We start from the raw sequence: 21533 nt of genomic DNA, 5'->3' as shown, positions 1-21533 counted from the left end.
CCCTCCCCGAAGGGGAATCCACGGGCCGGGCAGCGCATCAGGCATAGGACCGGTCTCGCAGGGCACGTGGGGCCAAATGAGTTACTTGCGCGGATTCATGCCATGGATCGCCCTCGCGATCGTGTCCACGCTGGGCTGGCAGTGGGGCGCCCTGGCCGGGCTGGTGCTGGGGGCCGCGATGCTGATCCGGGCCCGTCGGGCGGGCCTGGCCACCGACGCCCTCATCCTCGAGTGCAGCACGGTGGCCTTCTTCACCGTGCTGACGATCTTCGCCTTCGCCCGCCCCGACAGTGGACTCAAGGACTACGTCGGCGCGCTGGCGCTGGGCTGGCTGGCCGTCACCGCTTGGACGACGCTCGCCGTGGGGCGGCCCTTCACCACCGGTATCGCCCGGCGCCAGGCACCGCCCGAGGTGTGGGACACCTACGCGTTCCGGCACATCAATGTGGTGATCACCCGGACCTGGTCCATTGCCTTCACCCTCTCCGCCGCAGCCATGGCCGTGGTCGTCTCCGCCGGTCTGGGCGTGGCGGCGGCGCTGGCGGCGCAGTTCGCCGGGTTCGTCCTTCCGGCCCTGTTCACCGCGTGGTACCCAGGATGGGCGCGGTCCCGGCCGGCCCCCGCGGCACATCGGGCATAAGCCCCCGGACCGGCTGTGGATACCCTCGGTAACCCCCGCCGGTCGGGGCCTGTCCCCTACGGGCGCGTCAGACCCGAGGACGAGGCGAATCCCACCGTATGGAGTGACGCCGCCTGTGTCTCACACCACTACCGTCGAACACGTGACTGTGATCGCCACCGAAAGTCTGAGCAAGCGGTTCCCCCGCGTCACCGCGCTCGACCGGCTGACCGTCGACATCGCACCAGGGGTCACCGGCCTGGTGGGTGCCAACGGCGCCGGTAAGTCCACGCTGATCAAGATCCTGCTCGGGTTGTCCCCCGCCAGCGAGGGCCGCGCTTCCGTGCTCGGCCTCGATGTGGCGAAGGACGGCAGCGCCATCCGCGAAAGCGTCGGCTACATGCCCGAGCACGACTGTCTGCCGCCCGATGTCTCGGCCACCGAGTTCGTCGTCCACATGGCGCGCATGTCCGGGCTGCCACCCTCCGCGGCCCGCGAGCGCACGGCCGACACGCTGCGCCACGTAGGGCTGTACGAGGAGCGGTACCGCCCCATGGGCGGCTACTCCACGGGCATGAAGCAGCGGGTCAAGCTGGCCCAGGCCCTGGTGCACGACCCGCGCCTGGTGCTGCTGGACGAGCCGACCAACGGACTGGACCCGGTCGGCCGCGACGACATGCTCGGGCTGATCCGCCGCGTGCACACCGACTTCGGCATCTCGGTCCTGGTCACCTCGCATCTGCTCGGCGAGCTGGAGCGCACCTGCGACCACGTCGTGGTCATCGACGGCGGCAAGCTGCTCCGCTCCAGCTCCACCAGTGACTTCACCCAGGCCACGGCCTCGCTCGCGGTCGAGGTGACCGACACCGCCGACCACCCGGACGGCACCACGGCGCTGCGCACCGCGCTCGACCGGGCCGGGCTCACCGTCCAGCCGGCCGGCCGCGGCGCCGACGGGTCGCCCGGCTCCGACCATGTGCTGCTGGTCGACGTCGCGGGCGAGGAGACGTACGACACGGTCCGCGACACCATCGCCGGCCTCGGCCTCGGTCTGGTCCGCATGGAGCAGCGCCGCCACCGCATCGCGGAGATCTTCCGGTCCGACGACGAGGACGCGAACGCCGCGAACGCCGCGGAGGCCGTGGACGCCGCGAACGCCGCCGCAAGCGCACATGGGAACGGAGGTGCCGTCGATGCCGCCTGAGACCGTGACCCAGCAGCGCGCCGACGTCATTCACAACATCGGCTACCGCCACTACGAGGGCCCGCGCCTCGGCCGCGCCTACGCCCGCCGCTCGCTCTTCTCCCAGAGCCTGCGCGGCGCCTACGGCCTCGGCCGCTCGGCCAAGTCCAAGGTCGCGCCGATGCTGCTGTTCGCCGTGATGTGCATGCCCGCCGCGATCATCGTCGCGGTGGCCATCGCCACCAGCGCGGACAAGCTCACCGTCGAGTACACCCGCTACGCGATCATGCTGCAGGCCGTCATCGGCCTCTACACCGCCTCCCAGGCGCCGCAGTCCGTCTCCCGGGACCTCCGCTTCAAGACGGTCCCGCTCTACTTCTCGCGGCCCATCGAAACGATGGACTACGTGGTGGCCAAGTTCGCCGCCATGGCCTCCGCGCTGTTCATCCTCACCGGCGCGCCCCTGCTGATCCTCTACGTCGGGGCACTGCTCGCCAAGCTGGACTTCGCCGATCAGACGAAGGGCTTCGCACAAGGACTGGTCTCCGTGGCTCTGCTCTCGCTCCTCTTCGCCGGCATCAGCCTGGTCGTCGCCGCGCTCACCCCGCGCCGCGGCTTCGGCGTCGCCGCCGTCATCGCCCTGCTGACCATCTCCTACGGCGCGGTGTCCGCCGTCCAGGCCATCGCCTGGGACCAGGGCAACACCGGCCCGGTGAGCTGGATCGGGCTGTTCTCGCCGATCACCATCATCGACGGGGTGCAGACGGCGTTCCTCGGTGCCACCTCCTCCTTCCCCGGCGGAGTCGGCCCCGGCACCGGGACCGGGCTCGTCTACGTCCTCGTTCTCCTCGGCCTGATCGCCGGCTCGTACGGGCTGCTGATGCGCCGCTACCGAAAGGTCGGCCTGTGACCACGATCGCCATCGACAACGTCTCCCGGTGGTTCGGGAACGTCGTGGCCGTCAACGACGTGACCATGGACATCGGCCCCGGTGTCACCGGGCTCCTCGGCCCCAACGGCGCCGGCAAGTCCACCCTCATCAACATGATGGGCGGCTTCCTGGCCCCCTCCACCGGGTCCGTGACCCTCGACGGAACCCCGATCTGGCGCAATGAGCAGGCGTACCGCCACATCGGGATCGTCCCCGAGCGGGAGGCGATGTACGACTTCCTCACCGGCCGTGAGTTCGTGATCGCCAACGCCGAACTGCACGGGCTGCCCGATCCGCGTGGAGCCGCCCGTAAGGCGCTCGACACCGTCGAGATGGACTACGCGGGCTCCCGGAAGATCGCCACGTACAGCAAGGGCATGCGCCAGCGCGTGAAGATGGCCTCCGCGCTGGTGCACGAGCCGTCGGTGCTCCTCCTGGACGAGCCGTTCAACGGCATGGACCCCCGGCAGCGGATGCAGCTGATGGATCTGCTGCGGCGGATGGGCGCCGAGGGCCGCACCGTGCTGTTCTCCTCACACATCCTCGAGGAGGTCGAGCAGCTGGCGGCGCACATCGAGGTGATCGTCGCGGGGCGGCACGCCGCCTCCGGCGACTTCCGCAAGATCCGCCGGCTGATGACGGACCGTCCGCACCGCTACCTCGTACGGTCCAGCGACGACCGCGCGCTCGCGGCCGCCCTGATCGCCGACCCGTCGACCACCGGTATAGAGGTCGACGCGAGCACCGGCGTCGACGGCGGGCTGCACATCCAGGCGGTGGACTTCGCCCGCTTCACCGAACTGCTGCCCCGGGTCGCCCGTGACCAGGGCATCCGACTCCTCACGGTCTCGCCCTCCGACGAGTCCCTGGAGAGCGTCTTCTCCTACCTCGTCGCGGCCTGAAAGGAGCCCACAGCGATGTCCTCGCTCTACCACCCCACCGTCGCGCGGCTCACCTACCGGGCCCTGCTCGGTCGCCGCCGTGCGCTGATTCTCTTCACCCTCCCCGGTCTGCTGCTGCTGATCTCGGTGGCCGTACGGCTGCTGACCGGCGCGGACGACCACACGGCCGACGCGATCCTCGGCGGCTTCGCGATGGCCACCATGGTCCCGCTGATCGGCGTGATCGCCGGTACGGGCGCGATCGGCCCGGAAATCGACGACGGCTCGGTCATCTATCTGCTGGCCAAGCCGGTGAAGCGGCCGACGATCATCATCACCAAGCTGATCGTGGCGATCGGCGTCACGGTCGCCTTCTCCGCGATCCCCACCCTGCTCGCGGGCTTCGTGCTGAACGGCAACGCGAACCAGCTGGCCGTCGGCTACGCCGTCGCCGCCGCCGTGGCCTCGGTCGCCTACAGCGCGGTCTTCCTGCTGCTGGGCACCGTGACCCGGCACGCGGTGATCGCGGGGCTGGTCTACGCCCTGGTCTGGGAGACCTTCTTCGGCAGCCTGGTGGCCGGGGCCCGCAAGCTCAGCGTGCAGCAGTGGGCGCTGGCGCTCGCGCAGAAGGTCGCGGACGGCGATGTGATCACGTCGGACGTCGGCCTGGCGACCGGCGTCATCCTGCTGCTGGTCGTGACCGTGGCCGCGACCTGGTACGCGGGCCGCAAGCTGCGCACGCTGACCCTCGCGGGGGAGGAGTGACCACGGAGTGACACACGGAGTGATCACCCGCGCGAGGTGACGGCCGTCCGGCGGTGACGGCCGCCCGGCGCTCAGGGGCTCGCCCAGGGTTCGCCCCAGGGGTTCATGCGCGCCTTACGGTCGCCATCGCGCCGGGACGGCGGAGCGGCCTCAGATCGTCTCCGCGGTGGCGGCGGTCGTCGGGATGACGGCCGCCGCCACCCGTGTGTCCGGGGCCGCGTCGACCGCCGCTCAGGCCCGGATCCTGCGGTCGCGGCCCGCGCCCAGGCCCAGCACCGCCAGCGCCCCGCACACCGCCAGCATCAGCGTGAGCGGCAGCGTCCAGCCGCCGGTGGTCTGGTGCACCACGCCGAGCGCCAGCGGGCCCACCGCGGCCAGCAGATAGCCCCAGGTCTGTGCCATGCCGGACAGCCGCGCCGAGGTGTGGGCGTCCCCGGTCCGCAGCACCATCATGGTCAGCGCGAGCCCCACGGCCCCGCCCTGGCCGACGCCGATCAGCGCCGCCCACACCCACGCCCCGGCGGCGGGAGCCACCAGCAGGCCCGCGATACCGGCGCCCATCAGCGCCGCGACGGCGACGGCCAGCGTCCGCTGGGAGCGCATCCGCCCGGCGAGAGTGGGCACCACGAACGAACCGACCATCTGCAGCATCGTGCTGAACGCGAACACCAGTCCGGCCGCGCTCTTGCTCATGCCGTGATCGGTGAAGATCGTCGGCATCCAGGCGATGCAGACGTACGCGATCGACGACTGCAACCCCATGAACAGCGTGACCTGCCAGGCCAGCGCGGAACGGCCCAGCCGCGACCCCGCGTCCGGCGTCGTCCCTACGGGCGTCGTCCTCACCGGCGTCGTCCTTACCGGCGTCGCCGCGGGCTCACCGTGGTGCGTTCCGCGCCGCGCGAGCACCGTCTGCGGTATCCAGACCAGCGCCGCGACCGCCGCCAGCAGCGACCAGGAGGCGAGCGAACCCCGCCAGCCGCCGAGCGCGTTCTCCAGGGGCACGGCGGAGGCGGCGGAGACCGTCGCCCCGCCGATCATCGAGGTGGTGTAGAGCGCGGTCATTCCGGCGGCCCGGTGCGGGAAGTCCCGCTTGACCAGGCCCGGCATCAGCACATTGAGGAACGCGATCCCGCTGCCGACGAGGGCGCCCCCGACGAAGAGCGCCGGCATGGGCGGCGCCACCCGCAGCAGTATGCCGCCGATCAGCAGCACCAGCGCGCTCAGCAGCACCGCCTCGGTGCCCCAGCGCCGGGCGAGCCGGGGCGCGAAGGGCGAGGCCAGACCCATGAAGACCAGCGGAATGGTGGTGACCAGGCTGCCCGTGGTCGCGGACAGCCCGAAGTGGCCGCTGATCTCGCCGAGGAGCGGGGAAACCCCGGCGAGCGCGGCCCGCATGTTGAGCGACGCCAGCACGATGCCGATCAGGAGGAGCGCGGGGTGGGCCCGCAGGGCACGCCGCGCGGCGGCCACCTCGGGGGTCGGCCGCAGATCCGTCTCGGCGTCCACGAGCAGGGGCTCGGCCTCGGGGCCGGGGGTGTGCGGGCGTGGCAAGAAGAGCTCCGTTCCGTAGTGATGAGGTTGAGGCGGCAGTGAAGAGGTTGAGGCGGCCGGGCGCTATGAGCCCCGCCGAGAGGGGCCTCAGCCGGTGGCGAGCAGCGCCTCGATGGCGCGTTTCGGCGCCTCCAGCAGCGCCCGAGCCGCCGCCTCGGCGGCGGCCGGGTCGCCGGAGGCGATCGCGTCGACCAGGGCACGGTGGTCGGCGGGGACGATGCTCGGCACCTCGCGGTCGCCGAGCGAGGCCACCAGTGAGTCCCGCACCGAGCTGCTGAACCAGCCGTAGGTCGCGGTCAGCGCGGCGTTGTGCGCGGCGTCCACCACGGCGGTGTGGAACTCGAGGTCATGGGCGGCGTGCAGCGCATGGTGGCCGACGGCGGGCCGCTCCCCGTCCCGCTCGAACGCCTCTAGCGACTCCAGCGCCGCCCGCATCCGCCGCAGATCGGCGGGGCCGTGCCGGAGCGCGGCCAGCCGCGCGCCCTCCGCCTCCAGCGCGATCCGCAGCTCCAGCACATCCCGGATCCCGGCGCGCCGCACATCCCGCATGACCTCGGAAGGGTCGGTCGTGGAGACCACGAAGGTGCCCTCGCCCTGCCGGGACCGCAGCATCCCCGCGTGCACGAGGACGCGGACCGCCTCGCGGACCGTGTTCCGGCCGACCTGGAGCTGTTCGGCGAGGGCATGTTCGGTGGGCACACGGTCCCCGACCTGCCACTCACCCTCGGTGAGCTGCGCGCGCAACTGCTCCACCACGGTGTCGACCAGCGACCGCCGCCCCGCCGCCCGCAACGCCATCCCTCTCGGCTCCCTCATATCGATCGTCGATTCACCCGGTTGCCCAGTCATCCTACAACTTGGCATCGAAGAGCCCGGCGGGCAGGGCATCACCCCACCCACCAGGCCCTTCCGCTCCCTACCCGCGCCGGCGCTTGGCGCGCCGCGCCCGCCGCTGAGCCGCCTCGGCCTTGAGCGTGGCGACGTCCCTGCGGACCTCGGTCATGTCCTCGCCGAGATCGCAGAGCCGCTCACTCATGGCACAGATGACCCGGCCGTGCGCGTCGAGCCGCCGGTCCATGCCGTCCAGCCGGGCGGAGACCCTGGCCATCCACGGCGCCAGCTCCCGCAGCGTGGAGCCGACATCCGCCAGACACGCCTCGACGGCGTCGAGACGGCCGCCGATCGGCCCGGCCAGCATCCGCTCGGTGAGGACCTGTTCGAGCGGAAGCTGCTCCGCCCCGGTTTCCGGTCCGCTCCGGGCCGACTCCTCGATATCGAGGAGATAGGTGCGTACCCGCCTGGCGATATTGCTGTCCCGCAGCAGCATTGCCACGTTGAGTACCGCGCGGCGGGGGTAGAGAGTGAGGTGGGCGCGGCCCTGTGGATAACTCGAATCTGAAAGGTCCAAGTTGGACCTTTCAAAGACCTGCAGCTCAGAGCCTCGGAGGATACGCATCCCGTTGCTCTGGAACTCCTCCCGATGCCGTTTGGCCAGACTCTTGACGGCTTCTTCCCCAACCTCGAAGTACTCCGCGACCATGCGCGTGGTGATATGCAGCCCATCGGGCAGCATGGTCAGGATCTTGACCTTGTCGAGGACATCCGTCCGTTCGATGACGCTGTCGCGCAGCGCGCGCGACTCCAGTAGTGCGATCTCGGGTGGCATACGTGTGCCTTCCGGTGTGGATTCGAGTGGTGGTCACGCCCCACCAGCCAGGGGCCAGGCCGCCCGTATCCAGGGACCAGGAGCGGAGGCTGCCAACCTCTTTCGGACCCAACCGCCGTGACATCGCTGCCCGTCGATCCGTCGCCCGGCCGAGGCTCCAGCTCGCGTTGCCTCCGCGCATAACGCGTATATGGAACAACGATCCGATCGCGGAAGGGTTACTCGCACCACGCACGTTGACGGACGTCGGCTTCGACGCCGCGAGGGGCGGGCGCCGTCGGGCGCCCGCCCCTCGTTGTACCGCCTCGGCCACCGCTCAGGCGTGGACCGGCTCCGGCGGGGATTTCTCGGGGGTCGGCTTCGGGGGCGTGCCGCCGGGGCCGCCGCGGACGACGGTGAGGACCAGGAGGCCCGCCACCAGGGCCGCGATGCCCGCGATGACGCAGATGCGGTCGAGACCGGCCGCGAACGACTCGTGGACCAGGGCGCGCGCCGCGTCCGTCCGGGCCGGGGGCGCGGCGGCGATCACGGCGTCGGCGTGGCCGCCGCTGATGGCCTCGGCGGCCTGCCCGGCCGCGCGGGCCGGGACGGTGTCGCCGCCGTCCACCATGTCCCGCACCCGTGTCGCGAACACCGTGCCCAGGACGGCGATCCCCAGCGCGTAGCCCATTTGCCGGAAGGTGTTCACCGCGCCGCTGGCCATGCCCGCCCGCTCCGGCGGGGCCGAGCCGAGGGCGGCCGAGACCAGTACCGGCATGGCCAGGCCGATCCCCAGACCGGCGAGGGCCAGACCGGGGACGAAGGCGGTCCAGTCCGCGTCCGGGGTCACCATGGCCGCGTTGACCAGCGCGCCCGTGCCCACCAGGAGCAGTCCGCCGCCGAGTGCCCGCCCGGGGGCGACCCGGTCCAGCAGTCGTCCGCCCGCCGCGCCGACGACCAGCGAGACGCCCGCCATCGGCGTCACCGCGAGCCCCGCCTGTACCGGGCTCATGTCCAGCACCGACTGCAGCCACAGCCCGGCGTAGGTGAGGTACGGGAAGGCCGCCGCCTGGAGCAGCAGGGCCGCCGCCATGAGCACCGCGAACGTCGGGCGGCGCATCAGCCCCAGGTCCAGCAGCGGCTGCCGCTTCCCGCGCTCCAGCAGGACGAAGGCGATCAGCGCGACCGCGGCCGCCGCCAGTGAGGTGACCGTGCCGGTGTCGGCCCAGCCCTCCTCGCCGCCGCGCATCAGCCCGTACGTCAGCGCCCCGGCGCACACCGTGAACGAGGCGGCGCCCGGCCAGTCGATGCGCACCCCGGCCGTACCGCGCGACTCCTCGATGGAACGGACCGTGATCCACACCGCGATCGCCGTCAGCGGCAGATTGACCAGGAAGATCGCGCGCCAGTCGACATACTCGGTCAGCACCCCGCCCAGCACCGGGCCGACCGCCGCGGCCGCCCCGCTCGTACCGCCCCATACGCCGAAGGCGATTCCGCGGTCGCGGCCGGAGTACGTGGCCATCAGCAGCGGGGTGTTGGTGGCGAACATGGCCGCGGCCCCCACGCCCTGCACGGCGCGGGCCGCGATCAGCACCCCGGCGTCCGGTGCCAGACCGCAGACCAGGGAGGAGATCGCGAACACCGCGAGGCCGACGAGGTACAGCCGCCGTCGTCCGAAGAGGTCCGCCGCCGATCCGGCCACCATCAGCAGCGCGGCCAGCGCCAGCGCGTAGATGTCCATCACCCACTGGAGGGAGGTGAAGGACGCGTCCAGCCCCCGTGCCACCTGGGGCAGCGCGGTGTTCACGATCGTGACGTCTATCAGCAGCATGAAGTTGCCGAGGGTGATGGCGGCGAGCGGCCACCATGATCTGCGCATGACTGACTCCGTGGTTCGGCGCATCCGACAAAGGGATGAGGCGGACCGGCCCCGATGGCGATCCCGCGGCCCTTACGGTCGTTCCCGACCTGGCCGTTCCTCCAGCCACCCGCGCCCCGGCGGCGATATCCGACACCCGCTAGCTTGGTGCGGTGGAATCCGACGCGTACGACGACCTGGACCGGGCGCTGGTGCACGCCCTCCAGCTCGACGGCCGGGCCCCCTTCAGCCGGCTCGCCGAGGTGCTGGGCGTCTCCGACCAGACCGTGGCCCGCCGCTACACCCGGCTGCGGACGACCGGCGCGCTCCGGGTGCTGGGGCTCACCGACCCGGCGGCGGTCGGCGATGTGGTCTGGATGGTGCGGGTGCGGTGCCTGCCGGACGCCGCCCTGCCGGTGGCCGAGGCGCTGGCCCGGCGGCCCGACACCTCCTGGGTGCATGTGCTCTCCGACGGTACCGAGGTCTCCGCGTCGACCCGGGCCGCGTCCGGCCAGGACAGCGACGCCCTGCTGCTGCGCAAACTCCCGCAGACGCCACGGGTGGTGGGGGTGAGCGCCCACTGCGTGCTGCATGAGTTCTTCGGTGGGGAGCGGAGCCTGGTCAACAAGTCCGACGCGCTGACGGCCGAGCAGATCGCGCGGCTGCGCCCGCCCGCCCCGGACCGGTCGAAGGGCCCGCGCGGACCGGTGGGCGCCGAGGACCGCAAGCTGCTGGGCGTCCTCGCGGGGGACGGGCGGGCGCCGCTGGCCGAACTGACCGCCGCCACCGGCTGGTCGCAGTCCACGGTGCGCCGCCGGCTGGCCGATCTGCGCGCCGACGGCACCCTGTACTTCGACGTCGACTACTCCCACCGGTTGTTCCGTCAGGACGTCACCACCGCGATTTGGCTGTCGGTACGGCCGTCGGAGCTCGCCGCCACCGGGCAGACGCTCGCGAACCACCCCGAGGTGGCGTTCGCGTGTGCGACCACCGGGACGAAGAATCTGCTGGCGACCGTGGTCTGCGCCGATGTCCCGGCCCTCTACACCTATCTGACGACCCGTATCGCCGAGCTGACCTCCGTGCGGGACATGGAGACCTCCCCGATCCTCCGCAGGGTCAAGGGCCCGGGGCCGCGGTTCACCCCTCCCTCCCGGATGCCCTGGCGTGCTTCCTGAACGGCCCGCGTACCTGCGGTAGTTGGAGAAAACTCCGAAACTCTGGTGGTCGAACTCTGTTCATCTCTACGTCGATGTAGATCTTGACGGTTGTCAGGGACCTGGCGAACTCTTGGCGTGCGCTGGATCACACCGCGCCGCCCCCTCCCTTCGTCATGAGCTTTTGAGGGGGTGTCAGGAGTAAAAACGGAGGGAACCCGAATGCGTCGCCTCGTCACGAGTCTCGCCGCCACAGCCGTCACCGCGGCCGCCACCATCGCCCTGGCCGCACCCGCCCAGGCGGTCCCCGCGGACAAGCGGCAGGTCCTCGCCAGCTGGACCCAGACCAGCGCCAGCAGCTACAACACCTGGCTCGCGGCACGGAACAACCAGGGTGCCTGGTCCGCCTACCAGTTCGACTGGTCCACCGACTACTGCAGCAGCTCCCCCGACAACCCGTTCGGCTTCCCCTTCCAGACCGCCTGCGCGCGGCATGACTTCGGCTACCGCAACCACAAGGCGATGGGCATCTTCGACGCCAACAAGGCGCGCATCGACAGCGCCTTTTACGAGGACCTGAAGCGGGTGTGCAACGCCTACAGCGGTGCCACCAAGACGTCGTGCAACGGCACGGCCTGGACGTACTACCAGGCGGTCAAGATCTTCGGCTGAGGCTGACCATCCCCGCTGCCGAGCCCGGATGCCGGGCGGTCCGCCGAGGCGGCCGCACCGGCATCCGGCCGGTTCAGCCGCTCGTCGCAGCCGCCGGGAAGAGCCGCTCCAGCACCACGGCGATGCCGTCCTCCGCGTTGGACGCGGTGATCTCGTCGGCGACGGCCTTGAGGTCCTGGTGCGCGTTGGCCATCGCGACCGCGTGCTCGGCCCAGCCGAACATCGGGATGTCATTGGGCATGTCGCCGAAGGCGATCGCGTCCTCCGCGGTCATCCCCAGCCGGCGCGCGGCCAGCGACAGACCCGTGGCCTTCGTCAGCCCCAGCGGCAGCAGCTCCACCAGCCCGGTGCCGGCCATCGTCACCCCGACCAGGCCCCCGGCGGCGGTCCGGGCGGCGTCCGCGAGCGCGTCGTCGCCCAGCTCGGCGTGCTGGATGTAGAGCTTGCTGATGGGCCGCGACCACAGCTCGGCCGGCTCCGTGAACGGCACCAGGGACATCCCCTCGTGGTCCATCCGGTACCCCTCGCCGAACAGCACCTCGCCGTCCAGCCCGTCGCGGGCCGCGGCCAGGAACAGCGGGCCGATCTCCGCCTCGATCTTCTCCAGCGCCAGCAGCGCCACCTGGCGGTCCAGCGTGACGGAGGTCAGCAGCCGGTGCTCGCCCGCGTGGTAGAGCTGGGCGCCCTGGCCGCACACCGCGAGCCCCTCGTAGCCGAGGTCGTCGAGTATGTGCCGGGCCACCGGGACGGTCCGCCCGGTGACCACGATGTGCGCCGCGCCCGCCGCGGTGGCCGCGGTGAGCGCGTCACGGGTCCGCGCCGAGACGGTGTGGTCGGGACGCAGCAGCGTCCCGTCGAGATCGGTCGCGACCAGGCGGTACGGAAGGTCGTCGCCGCCGCTCACCGGGTGACCGGTTCCAGGACCTCGCGCCCGCCGAGGAACGGCCGCAGCGCCTCGGGCACCCGCACCGAGCCGTCGGCCCGCTGGTGGTTCTCGAGGATCGCGACGATGGTCCGGGTGATCGCGCACAGCGTGCCGTTGAGCGTGGCCAGCGGACGGACCCGCTTGCCCTCGCGCATCCGGACCGACAGCCGCCGCGACTGGAACTCGGTGGTGTTGGAGGTCGAGGTCAGCTCGCGGTACTTGCCCTGCGTCGGGATCCACGCCTCGCAGTCGAACTTCCGCGTCGCCGACGAGCCCAGGTCACCCGAGGCCAGGTCGACCACCCGGAACGGCAGCTCCAGCGAGGTCAGCCACTGCTTCTCCCACTCCAGCAGCCGCTGGTGCTCGGCCTCCGCCTCTTCCGGCGTCGTGTAGACGAACATCTCGACCTTGTCGAACTGGTGCACCCGGAAGATCCCCCGGGTGTCCTTGCCGTACGACCCGGCCTCACGGCGGAAGCAGGAGGAGAACCCGGCGTAGCGCCGCGGCAACTGGTCCGCCTCCAGGATCTCGTCCATGTGGTACGCGGCCAGCGGCACCTCGGAGGTGCCCACCAGGAAGAGGTCGTCCTTGTCGAGGTGGTAGACGTCCTCGGCGGCCTGGCCGAGGAAGCCGGTGCCCTCCATGGCCTTCGGCTTGACCAGCGCCGGGGTGAGCATCGGGGTGAAACCCGCCGCGGTGGCCTGCGCCATCGCCGCGTTCACCAGTGCGAACTCCAGCAGGGCGCCGATGCCGGTCAGGTAGTAGAAGCGGGAGCCGGAGACCTTGGCGCCGCGCTCGGTGTCGATCGCGCCGAGCAGCTCGCCGAGCTCCAGGTGGTCCTTGGGCGCGAAGCCCTCGGCCTCGAAGTCGCGCGGGGTGCCGACGGTCTCCAGGACGGCGAAGTCGTCCTCGCCGCCGACCGGAACCTCGGGGTGGACCAGATTGCCCAGCTGGAGCAGGAGCCGCTGGGTCTCCTCGGCGGCCACGTCCTGCTCGGCGTCGGCCGCCTTGACGGCGGCGGAGAGCTCGCCCGCCTTCTTCAGCAGCTCGGCCTTCTCGTCACCGGAGGCCTTGGGGATGAGCTTGCCGAGCGCCTTCTGCTCGGCGCGAAGCTCGTCGAAGCGGACACTGGAGGACCTGCGCCGCTCGTCGGCGGTCAGGAGCGCGTCGACGATGCCGACGTCCTCTCCACGAGCGCGCTGGGAGGCGCGCACACGATCGGGGTCCTCACGGAGCAGGCGAAGGTCAATCACCCCCCCAGGTTACCGGTGTGACCTCGGGTGCTCGACGCGATATTCCTTTGCGTCCGGTTTTGCCCCCTTTTGGGGCTGTGGGTAAACCGGGGAATTCCTGTGACGGTCGCCGTCAAGGAATGCTTCCGCAATCCCCGAAAAGGGGCAAAGAGGCGGCGCCGAGTCGACCTTCTTCCCTTGTGTACAGGGTGAGTTGGCGGTTGGTTGTCCACAGGCGTGGAGGGAATCCCCGAAGTTATCCACAGGCTGTGTGTGAGATCTGTGGATGTCGCAGTGATCGTCAAGGCCGCCCAGATGCTCGGCGATGGATTCCCCTATCGAACCGCTTTCACACACTCCACAAGAGAGGAATCCCTCACTCCAAAGAGTTGGTCGAGCGAATTGGGGTGACAAGTGAGTGATGTTCGACAGTGGCGGCCAATGTGAAGAATGTCGCGATACGCCCGCTGTGTCGGATTGGGGATGTCGACTTATCCCCAGCGTGAGGCATCAGCCTGTGGATAACTTTTCCGCAGCGATTCTGTTGACGCCCAGTGCGTCCCCCGGCGTCCGGCTCAGGCCCGGCCGTCCTGGCAGCGGGCCAGCCACTCCGCCGCCTCCGTGAACGCCTCGTCCGACGTCCCGTGCCGCAGCGGCGCCATGTCGTCGGCCGTCACACCCGCCCGGGGGTACGAGCCCAGGAACCGCACCTTCGGGCAGATCCGCTTCAGCCCCATCAGGGCCGAGCTCACCCGCCGGTCGGTGATGTGCCCCTCACAGTCCACCGAGAAGCAGTAGCGGCCGATGCCCTCGCCGGTCGGGCGCGACTCGATCCGCATCATGTTGACCCCGCGCGCGGAGAACTCCTGCAGCAGCTCCAGCAGTGCGCCCGGGTGGTCGTCACCGAGCCAGATCACCACGGACGTCTTGTCGGCGCCCGTCCGGGCGGCGGGCCGGGCCGGGCGGCCGGCCAGCACAAAGCGGGTCATCGCGTTCTGCGCGTCGTGGATGTCGCTGACCAGCGGCTCCAGACCGTACCTGGACGCCGCGAACTCGCCCGCGAACGCCGCGTCGTACCGCCCCTCCTGCACCAGCCGCGCACCGTCCGCGTTCGAGGCGGCCGACTCCCACAGGGCGTCCGGGAGGTTCGCCGCCAGCCAGTTGCGCACCTGTGGCTGGGACACCGGATGCCCGGTCACCGTCTTGATGTCCGCGATCGCGGTGCCCGGCCGCACCAGCAGCGCGAAGCTGATCGACAGCAGCACCTCGCGGTAGATCATCAGCGGTTCGCCGGTGGCGAGCTCGTCGAGGGTCGCGGTGACCCCGCCCTCGACCGAGTTCTCGATGGGCACCAGGGCGGCGGCCGCGGCTCCGGAGCGCACCGCGTCGAGCGCCACCGGTACGGAGACCATCGGCACCAGCTCCCGGGTGGCGGCCTCCGGCATGGACCGCAGCGCGGCCTCGGTGAAGGTGCCCTCGGGGCCGAGGTAGGCATAGCGGCTGGCCGACATCACGGTCGCTCCCTGTGATCAGACGAGACCGCCACGATACCCGCGTCGGCCGGGGCTTCCGACCCGCATGGTGGACACCCGTACGGACACTCCTCGGACGCGATGCCCCGGGGCGGCTCGTCCCCTTTTCCTATGCCTCCAAGAGTGCCTGACCCACGTACTCCCCCGGGGCGCAGCCCGGAGGCACCGCGAACAGCGCGCTGGCCTCGTGCCGCAGGAACCGCGACAGATCGTCGCCCAGGTCCAGCTTCCGCTGCACCGGTACGAACCCCTTCATCGGGTCCGCCTGCCAGGCGATGAAAAGCAGCCCGGCGTCCGGCGCCCCGTCGTCGCGGAAGCCGTCGTGGTACGAGAAGGGCCTGCGCAGCATCGCGGCGCCCTGGTTGGACGCGGGCGCCGCGACCCGCACGTGGGCGGCGCCCGCGATGGCCAGCGCACCGTTCTTGTCGACCTTGTCGAGCTGAACCGGGGTGGTCTCGGTGCCGCCGGACAGCGGGGCGCCGTCGGACTTACGGCGGCCGACCACCTTCTCCTGCCGCTCCAGGGACAGGTGGTCCCAGGAGTCCAGCAGCATCCGGACGCGCCGGACGACCGCGTACGAACCGCCCGCCATCCACGCGGGCTCGCCCCTCTCCGGTACGAAGATCCGCCGCTCGAAGTCGTCGTCGGCCGGCTTCGGGTTGTTGGTGCCGTCGATCTGGCCCATGAGGTTGCGGGTCGTCATGGGGCGGCCGGTGGCACCGGGGGACCGGTTGAAGCCGTTCATCTGCCAGCGCGGCCGGGCCGTGTCCGCGGCCTCGCGCTGCAGGGCGCGCAGCGCGTGGAAGGCGACCAGCGCGTCATTGGCGGCGATCTGGATCCACAGATCACCGTTGCTGAGCTTGGGGTCGAGCGCGTCCGAGACGAAGTCGGGGAGCGGGGCGAGCGCCTCCGGCAGCCGGTCCGTGACCGCCGCCTTGCCGAAGAAGGTCCGGCCGAAGCCGAAGGTGACCGTAAGGGACGAGGGACCGGCGTCGAGCGCGATCCCCGTGTCGTCCGGTGGGGCCTCGCCCGCCATCAGCTCCTTGGCCGTCCGCGACCAGCGGCGCAGCAGTGCGGCGGCCGCCTTACGGTTCGCACCGGGCGCCAGGTCGAAGGCGAGGAGATGACCGTGGGCCTGGAGGGGGGTGGTGATGCCCGCCTGGCGCCTGCCGTGGAAGGGCACGGCGGTCGCGCCCAGCGAGCTGAGGGGGGCGGGTGCCTCCCGCGTCGCCTCGGACGCGTAGGCTCCGGCGGCTCCGCCGGCGACCAGTCCGGCCGCTCCGGCGGCGCCCGCCGAGCCCAGCAGACGCCGTCGGGAGATGCCGGACGAGGGTGCTTGCTCTGTGGTCATTGAGCGACTTTCACGTTCCTGGTCTCCGTCACCTGGTCGATGTCGGAGGTTCGTACGGTCAGGGAGAGCTGCCAGGTGCCGGCCATGGGGAGCTGGACGGTCTTGGCGCTCCAGTGCCCGGTCGAGAGGCGCTCGAGCGGGATGCGCAGCGGCCCGATCCCCTTGCCCTTGAGCGTCAGCGACAGCTTGACCTCGGGCACGTCCACGGGACGGTCGGCCAGGTCGGTGGTGAAGACGTGCAGCGCGTTGTCACCCGGCAGCGCGGGTTCGATCATCACCACGGCCTTGCCGCGGCCGCTCTTGGGACCCGTGTTGTAGGGGATCAGCACGCTCACCGGGTCGACGTTCAGCTGGTCGCCGGGGGTTGCGGCCGGGGCCTTCGCTTGCTCGGTTTCGGCCCGGCCGGGCTGGGTGCCACTGAGCACGGTGGCCACCGCGAGGAGCACGACGGCCACGATGGTCTCGGCGAGCACCGACCGGCGCAGCCCGCTGCGCTCGCGGTCGGCGTCGCGCTCCCGCAGCGTGGCGGTCTTGTCCTTGGCGGCCCGCTGACGGGCGAGCTGGGTGGTGCGTACGGGATCGTCGTCGGCGGCGCCGGTACCCGAGTCGCCGCCGGGCCCGTCACCGGACTCGGTTCCGGCGTCGGCGAGGGCGTCGACAGGGGCGTCGACAGGGGCGTCGACAGGGGCGTCGGCGGGGGTGTCGACGGCCGCGTCGGCCGCACCGGTACGGACCGGCCGCGCGGCCTTCACCGCCGCCTTGGCCCCGGCCTTGGTCTCGTCGGCCGTGGTCTCGACATCGGCCTCGGTATCGGTCTCGGCATAGACCTCGGCATCGCTCTCCGCCTCGGCCTCCGCGTCCGCTTGCGCCTCGCCCGCCTCCGTGGCCTCCGTAAGGCGCCCGGTCCAGCGGCGCGAGACGGCGGCGATGCCCACCAGCACCGCCACCAGGCCCACCTTGACCAGCAGCCATCGCCCGTACTCGGTGTCGGTCAGCGCGCCCCAGGAGCCCACCTGCCGCCACGACTGGTACAGCCCGGTGACCACCAGGGCGACGACCGAGCCGAAGGCCAGCCGCGAGAAGCGGCGCACGGCCGCCCGCTCGATCGGCTCACCGGTCCGGAGCGTCACCGCGAGCGAGGCCAGACCGCCCAGCCAGACCCCGACCGCGATCAGATGGATCACGTCCACCGGCATGGCCAGCTGCCGCTGCAGGCCCACCGAGGCGTGCTCGGCCATCGCCCAGGTCGCGGCGAGGCCCACCGCCATCACCGTGCCGCCGAAGCCGAGCCCGAAGGCGAGGTCCTGGCGGCGCCGCGCGTCCGCCTCCCCCTCCCCGGTGCGCCGGGTGTACGAGCCGAAGAGGACGGCCAGGAAGACCGCCGCCGCGCCGAGCAGCAGCAGCCGGGACAGCAACGCCGCGCCCGGTTTGGTGGACAGCACATCGCCCAGCCTGCCGAGGTCGAGGATCCCGCCGATCCCCTCGCCGTCGGTGTACGGCCCGCGCAGCAGCAACAGCAGCAGACTGGCCGTGAAGGCCGTCACCCAGCCGCCCACGGCGATCTTCCGCACCGGGCGCGAGGACCGGCAGAGCCCGGCGAACACACAGCCGCCCACGAGCGCCGCGAAACCGCCGTAGGCGGCGTACCGGCCGATCCCGTAGAGCGTGCTGACGGTGGAGTCGGACGCGTCGCCCGTGGGCACCTTCGCCGTGGTCTTGGACGGGGCGCCGATGGAGAAGGTGAACGCGCCGCTCACCGGGTGGCTGTCCTCCGAGACCGCCTTCCACGCCACCGTGTAGGTGCCGTCCGGCAGTCCGGAGTGCAGCCCGGCGGCGGCGGTCGACGACTTGCCGTCGACATGGGCGGTCTTCCCGGTGTCCACGCGCTTGCCCTTGGGGTCGAGCACGCGCACCGAGTCGCCGGAGAGCAGCACGCCCTCCGAGAAGTTCAGCGTGACCTCTCGGGGGGCGGTCTTCACCACCGAGCCGTCGGCGGGGTCGGTCGAGGTGAGCGCGGCATGCGCGGACGCGGAGCTCGCGCCCACGCTCAGCGCGCACAGCAGCGCGGCGAGCAGGGTGCCGCAGATCGCCATCAGCCGCCGGGCGGTCGCGGTGGTCCGGGCGGGAGGCGCGGTGGGCCCGGCGGGGGCCAGGGAGGTCAGCGAGGGCATCGGGCGTCAGTCCTTGGGGCGGTACGTCGTCGGCTCGACCGGGACTTTGATCTCGATGGGGTCGGAGGTGGCGAAGTGGAGGGTGAAGCTGACCCTCTCACCGACCTTCGGCCGGTGGCTGAGATTTGTCAGCATCAGATGATCTCCGCCGCTGGTCAGCTCGAGCCGGCCGTCGGCCGGGACATCGAGCGAGCTCACCTGCTTCATCCGGTTGCCCTTGGTGGTGTGCAGGGTGACCTCGGAGGCGAGCGGGGTGGTGACGGACGTCAGCTCGTCGGCGCCGCCACCGGCGTTCCGTACGGCCAGGTAGCCCGCCGCCATGTCGTCCATGGGCGGCTGCGAGACATAGGCACCGCTCACGGACAGCTTGGGGGCGCCCTTGTGGCCCGCGTGGTCCCCGCTGTCACCGCCGCCGCTGTCCTCGCTCCCGCAGGCGGCGAGCGCGGCGGACAGACCGACGGTGAGGACCGCGGCGGCAGCCTTACGGATGCCGGGACCTGTCGCCATCACGGGTTCCGCCCCTCGATGATCTTTGGCAGATCCTTGGCGTAACGATCCGCCGTGGCCTCCGTCGTGTAGATCCAGTGGCCCTTGTCGTCCTTGGGCGAGAAGCCGATCACCTCGGCGCCGTGGCTGACGGTGATGCTGCCGTCCTTCTCCTTCTTCGGCTTCTCGATGTAGATGCCCAGCGGCCGCGCGGCGGCCTCGACGGTGTTGAAGTCGCCGGTCAGGCCGACGAAGTCGGTGCCGCCCTGGGCGTCCAGCCAGGAGCGGATCCGCTTGGGGGTGTCCCGGGCGGGGTCGGTGCTGACGAAGACGACCCGCAGCTTCTCCCGCTCGGCCTTGGGGAGCTTCTTCACGGCGATGCCGACGTTGCTCATGGTCAGCGGGCAGACGTCCGGGCAGTGGGTGTAGCCGAAGAAGAGCAGGGTGGGCCGGCCCTCGGTCTCCTTCAGCAGGTCGTACTTCTTGCCGTCGGTGCCGGTGAGGGCGAGGTCCGGCTTGGCCTTCGGCTGGTCGAGGACGATGGCCTGCCCCGACCTCTGGCCGCCCTTGACCTCGGCGGCGGCGTTGTCGCCCTTGCCCCCGTCGTCCGAGCCACCGCAGGCGCTGAGGGTGAGCGCGGCGGTGGCGACGAGCGCGGTGGCCAGGATTTTGGTGCGCATGGAGCTGTTCTCCCAGAGAAGGGGGTGGATCGGTGGCGCGCGGGGGCGGCGGGTGCGAGGGCCCGCCGCCCCGCCGGGATCACGCGGTCGGTTCAGGACCCGTGGTCACCGGCGGTTACGCGCATGCGGTCGAGTGGTCGGCGGTCAGGCGGAGCGGCGGCGGCTGGCGACCACGCCGAAGACGACACCGGCGGCGCCGATGACGATGCCCGCGATGCCCAGCACCCGGGCGGTGGTGTCGCTGCCGTCCTCGTCGTCCGAGGCGTCCTTGGAGGCGGAATTCTCCGCTCCGGCCTTCTCGGAGTCCTTGTCCTGGCCGGACGCCGCGGCGGCGCCGTCGCCGTCCGAGCCCTCGGCCGGGGCGACCAGCTTGAGCACCGGAGCCGGGTTCTCGGGCTCGGCGGCACCCTCCTTGGGCTCCTCGATCCAGCGCACGACCTCCTTGTCGTCGTACGTCTGGAGGGCCTTGAAGGCGAGCTGGTCGGCGTCGTCGGGCAGCTGGCCGACCGAGAGCGGGAACTGCTGGAACATCCCCGGCTCGATCTTGCCGCCGGTCCAGGTGACCTTGGTGACCGCCTCGCTGATCTTCTCGCCGTGCATCTCCATGGGCTTGGGGAGCTTGGACTTGGTGACCTTGACGTCCCAGCCGGGCACTGGCTGGGGCATCACCGAGGCGAGCGGGTGGTCGGCGGGGAGGGTCACCTCGAGCTTGACGGTGGAGGAGTCGTCGCGCTCGTTGGGCACCTTGAAGTTGATGGTGCTGTAGCCGCCCTTCTCGGCCTGACCCGGCTGCACGCTCACGTGCGCGAAGGCCGGGCCCGCGGTGAGCAGCACCAGGCCGCCCGCGGTGAGGCATCCGAGGACCGGCAGACGGCGGAGACGCATGGCGTTCATGTCAACACTCCAGGAACAGGAATGATCAGATGGGTGGGCGCGCGTGCGGCGACGTCGCGGCCGCCCTCCGGTCCCGCTGGAGGAGCGTCGCGTCGGTCAGGCCGCGAGGACGCAGACCGGCGGTCCCCGCCTGATCACGCTGTGCTGGAGGACGAGGGCCGTCGTCCCGCCCTCGTCCCGCTCGGCCGTGCGCGGACGGCTCTGCCCGCCGTAAGGCGCCTGCGAAGGGGCCAGGAGCACCCTTACGAGCCTCAGGGCGGCGCGCAGCGCCCGTACGAGCGCGGCCTCCGCGACCCCTCGGGCCCCGTCCACCGACAGCCGCACCGCCCGCCATACGGCCATCTCGCCCCGGCGCAGCAGCCAGCCGATGGCCAGCGCGGCGAGCAGATGGCCCAGGGTCATGGGCAGCGACGGCAGCAGGCTCTCCATCCCGGCCGCCTGCCCCGCGGGGGCGATGGACGCCGGCATGGTGTGCGGGCCGCCGTGCGCGGCGGACGGGTCGATGCCCGCGTGGGTGACGATCCGATGGGCCGTCGCGGCGTCGAGCCGTCCGGGGCCCGAAGCGCACAGCAGCCTGGCGGCCAGGCCGATCACATGGCCCTGGGCGGCGTCGGCCCGATGGGCGGCCTCCTCGGCCGCCGCGGCCCGGTCCTGTCCGAGCGCGAAGAGCGCGTGCAGCGCCAGCTGCCCGACGGCCAGCACGGCCGCGATCCCCGGCAGCGACCGCTCCCGCCCGGCCAGCGACAGCGCCACCGTGAACATCGCCGCGCAGCCCACGCCCAGCGTCCACAGCGGCACGGTGGCACAGGAGCCCAGCACATGCCCCGTCGCGGACAGCACGACGCAGACCGCGGTGAACACCGCGGCCCGCAGCATTCGCAGATCGGCGCCGGCACGGGCGACAGGGGAAGCCATGGCCGCGCCATCATCCCACTGGGTGGACGCGTTCCCTACGGCGGGTGGGGCGTACCGGCGCACACCAGGACAGGCCCAT

20 protein-coding genes are annotated in these 21533 nt (G+C 71.6%); 7 read left to right on the top strand and 13 right to left on the bottom strand.

Annotated elements, in window-relative coordinates; all coding sequences use genetic code 11:
- Positions 1-76 precede the first annotated feature (76 nt).
- The 5 genes from JK364_RS41005 to JK364_RS40985 all read left to right on the top strand — a co-directional run bounded on the left by JK364_RS41005 (position 77) and on the right by JK364_RS40985 (position 4379).
- Complete coding sequence (locus tag JK364_RS41005; RefSeq protein WP_201856525.1) at positions 77-640, top strand: hypothetical protein; 564 nt, start codon at positions 77-79, stop codon at positions 638-640.
- A gap of 115 nt (positions 641-755) precedes the next feature.
- Entirely contained in the window at positions 756-1823 is a 1068-nt protein-coding gene (locus JK364_RS41000; protein WP_201856524.1) for an ABC transporter ATP-binding protein, read from the top strand.
- Positions 1792-2712: an ABC transporter permease gene (locus JK364_RS40995; RefSeq protein WP_372462064.1), complete on the top strand. Its 921-nt coding sequence runs from the start codon at positions 1792-1794 to the stop codon at positions 2710-2712. The genes JK364_RS41000 and JK364_RS40995 overlap by 32 nt, the downstream gene beginning before the upstream one ends.
- The gene (locus JK364_RS40990; protein WP_201856522.1) at positions 2709-3635 is read left to right on the top strand and encodes an ABC transporter ATP-binding protein; all 927 of its coding nucleotides are present in this window, start codon (positions 2709-2711) and stop codon (positions 3633-3635) included. The genes JK364_RS40995 and JK364_RS40990 overlap by 4 nt, the downstream gene beginning before the upstream one ends.
- 15 nt (positions 3636-3650) lie before the next feature.
- Positions 3651-4379 (top strand): ABC transporter permease subunit, encoded by a 729-nt coding sequence (locus JK364_RS40985; protein ID WP_201856521.1) that lies wholly within the window; start codon positions 3651-3653, stop codon positions 4377-4379.
- A 231-nt stretch (positions 4380-4610) separates the two neighbouring features.
- On the opposite strand, the gene JK364_RS40980 is transcribed toward JK364_RS40985, so the two are convergent.
- From JK364_RS40980 to JK364_RS40965, 4 genes are all read right to left on the bottom strand, one after another.
- Entirely contained in the window at positions 4611-5933 is a 1323-nt protein-coding gene (locus JK364_RS40980; protein WP_201856520.1) for a CynX/NimT family MFS transporter, read from the bottom strand.
- An 87-nt stretch (positions 5934-6020) separates the two neighbouring features.
- A complete protein-coding gene (locus JK364_RS40975) occupies positions 6021-6731 on the bottom strand; it encodes a FadR/GntR family transcriptional regulator (RefSeq protein WP_201856519.1) in 711 nt (236 codons plus the stop codon).
- 118 nt (positions 6732-6849) lie between these two features.
- The gene (locus tag JK364_RS40970; RefSeq protein WP_201856518.1) at positions 6850-7599 is read right to left on the bottom strand and encodes a hypothetical protein; all 750 of its coding nucleotides are present in this window, start codon (positions 7597-7599) and stop codon (positions 6850-6852) included.
- Positions 7600-7915: 316 nt separating this feature from the next.
- Positions 7916-9460 (bottom strand): MFS transporter, encoded by a 1545-nt coding sequence (locus JK364_RS40965; protein WP_201856517.1) that lies wholly within the window; start codon positions 9458-9460, stop codon positions 7916-7918.
- A 152-nt stretch (positions 9461-9612) separates the two neighbouring features.
- On the opposite strand from JK364_RS40965, the gene JK364_RS40960 reads away from it, so the two are divergent.
- Positions 9613-10617: an Lrp/AsnC family transcriptional regulator gene (locus JK364_RS40960; RefSeq protein WP_201856516.1), complete on the top strand. Its 1005-nt coding sequence runs from the start codon at positions 9613-9615 to the stop codon at positions 10615-10617.
- 201 nt (positions 10618-10818) lie between these two features.
- Positions 10819-11268 (top strand): phospholipase, encoded by a 450-nt coding sequence (locus JK364_RS40955; RefSeq protein WP_201856515.1) that lies wholly within the window; start codon positions 10819-10821, stop codon positions 11266-11268.
- A 73-nt stretch (positions 11269-11341) separates the two neighbouring features.
- On the opposite strand, the gene JK364_RS40950 is transcribed toward JK364_RS40955, so the two are convergent.
- The 9 genes from JK364_RS40950 to JK364_RS40910 form a co-directional block, all read right to left on the bottom strand.
- Positions 11342-12172, bottom strand: coding sequence for an HAD family hydrolase (locus JK364_RS40950; protein ID WP_201856514.1), 831 nt, complete (start codon positions 12170-12172; stop codon positions 11342-11344).
- Positions 12169-13446 (bottom strand): serine--tRNA ligase, encoded by a 1278-nt coding sequence (gene serS, locus JK364_RS40945; protein ID WP_201856513.1) that lies wholly within the window; start codon positions 13444-13446, stop codon positions 12169-12171. The genes JK364_RS40950 and serS overlap by 4 nt, the downstream gene beginning before the upstream one ends.
- A 554-nt stretch (positions 13447-14000) precedes the next feature.
- Entirely contained in the window at positions 14001-14936 is a 936-nt protein-coding gene (gene pheA / locus JK364_RS40940) for a prephenate dehydratase (RefSeq protein WP_201856512.1), read from the bottom strand.
- Positions 14937-15066: 130 nt separating this feature from the next.
- A complete protein-coding gene (gene efeB / locus JK364_RS40935; RefSeq protein WP_201856511.1) occupies positions 15067-16308 on the bottom strand; it encodes an iron uptake transporter deferrochelatase/peroxidase subunit in 1242 nt (413 codons plus the stop codon).
- Positions 16305-18479, bottom strand: coding sequence for a copper resistance CopC/CopD family protein (locus JK364_RS40930; protein WP_201856510.1), 2175 nt, complete (start codon positions 18477-18479; stop codon positions 16305-16307). Before JK364_RS40930 ends, efeB begins: the two co-directional genes overlap by 4 nt.
- A gap of 6 nt (positions 18480-18485) precedes the next feature.
- Complete coding sequence (locus JK364_RS40925) at positions 18486-18986, bottom strand: copper chaperone PCu(A)C (protein ID WP_201856509.1); 501 nt, start codon at positions 18984-18986, stop codon at positions 18486-18488.
- A complete protein-coding gene (locus JK364_RS40920; RefSeq protein WP_201856508.1) occupies positions 18986-19645 on the bottom strand; it encodes an SCO family protein in 660 nt (219 codons plus the stop codon). The genes JK364_RS40925 and JK364_RS40920 overlap by 1 nt, the downstream gene beginning before the upstream one ends.
- Positions 19646-19789: 144 nt before the next feature.
- Complete coding sequence (locus JK364_RS40915) at positions 19790-20539, bottom strand: YcnI family copper-binding membrane protein (protein ID WP_372462063.1); 750 nt, start codon at positions 20537-20539, stop codon at positions 19790-19792.
- Between the two features lie 96 nt (positions 20540-20635).
- The gene (locus tag JK364_RS40910; RefSeq protein ID WP_201856507.1) at positions 20636-21454 is read right to left on the bottom strand and encodes a hypothetical protein; all 819 of its coding nucleotides are present in this window, start codon (positions 21452-21454) and stop codon (positions 20636-20638) included.
- Between the last annotated feature and the right edge of the window lie 79 nt (positions 21455-21533).

Origin of the sequence: Streptomyces endocoffeicus, assembly GCF_016741935.1 — a bacterium.
Taxonomy (GTDB): domain Bacteria; phylum Actinomycetota; class Actinomycetes; order Streptomycetales; family Streptomycetaceae; genus Streptomyces; species Streptomyces endocoffeicus.
This window is presented reverse-complemented; position numbering and strand designations above follow the sequence as displayed.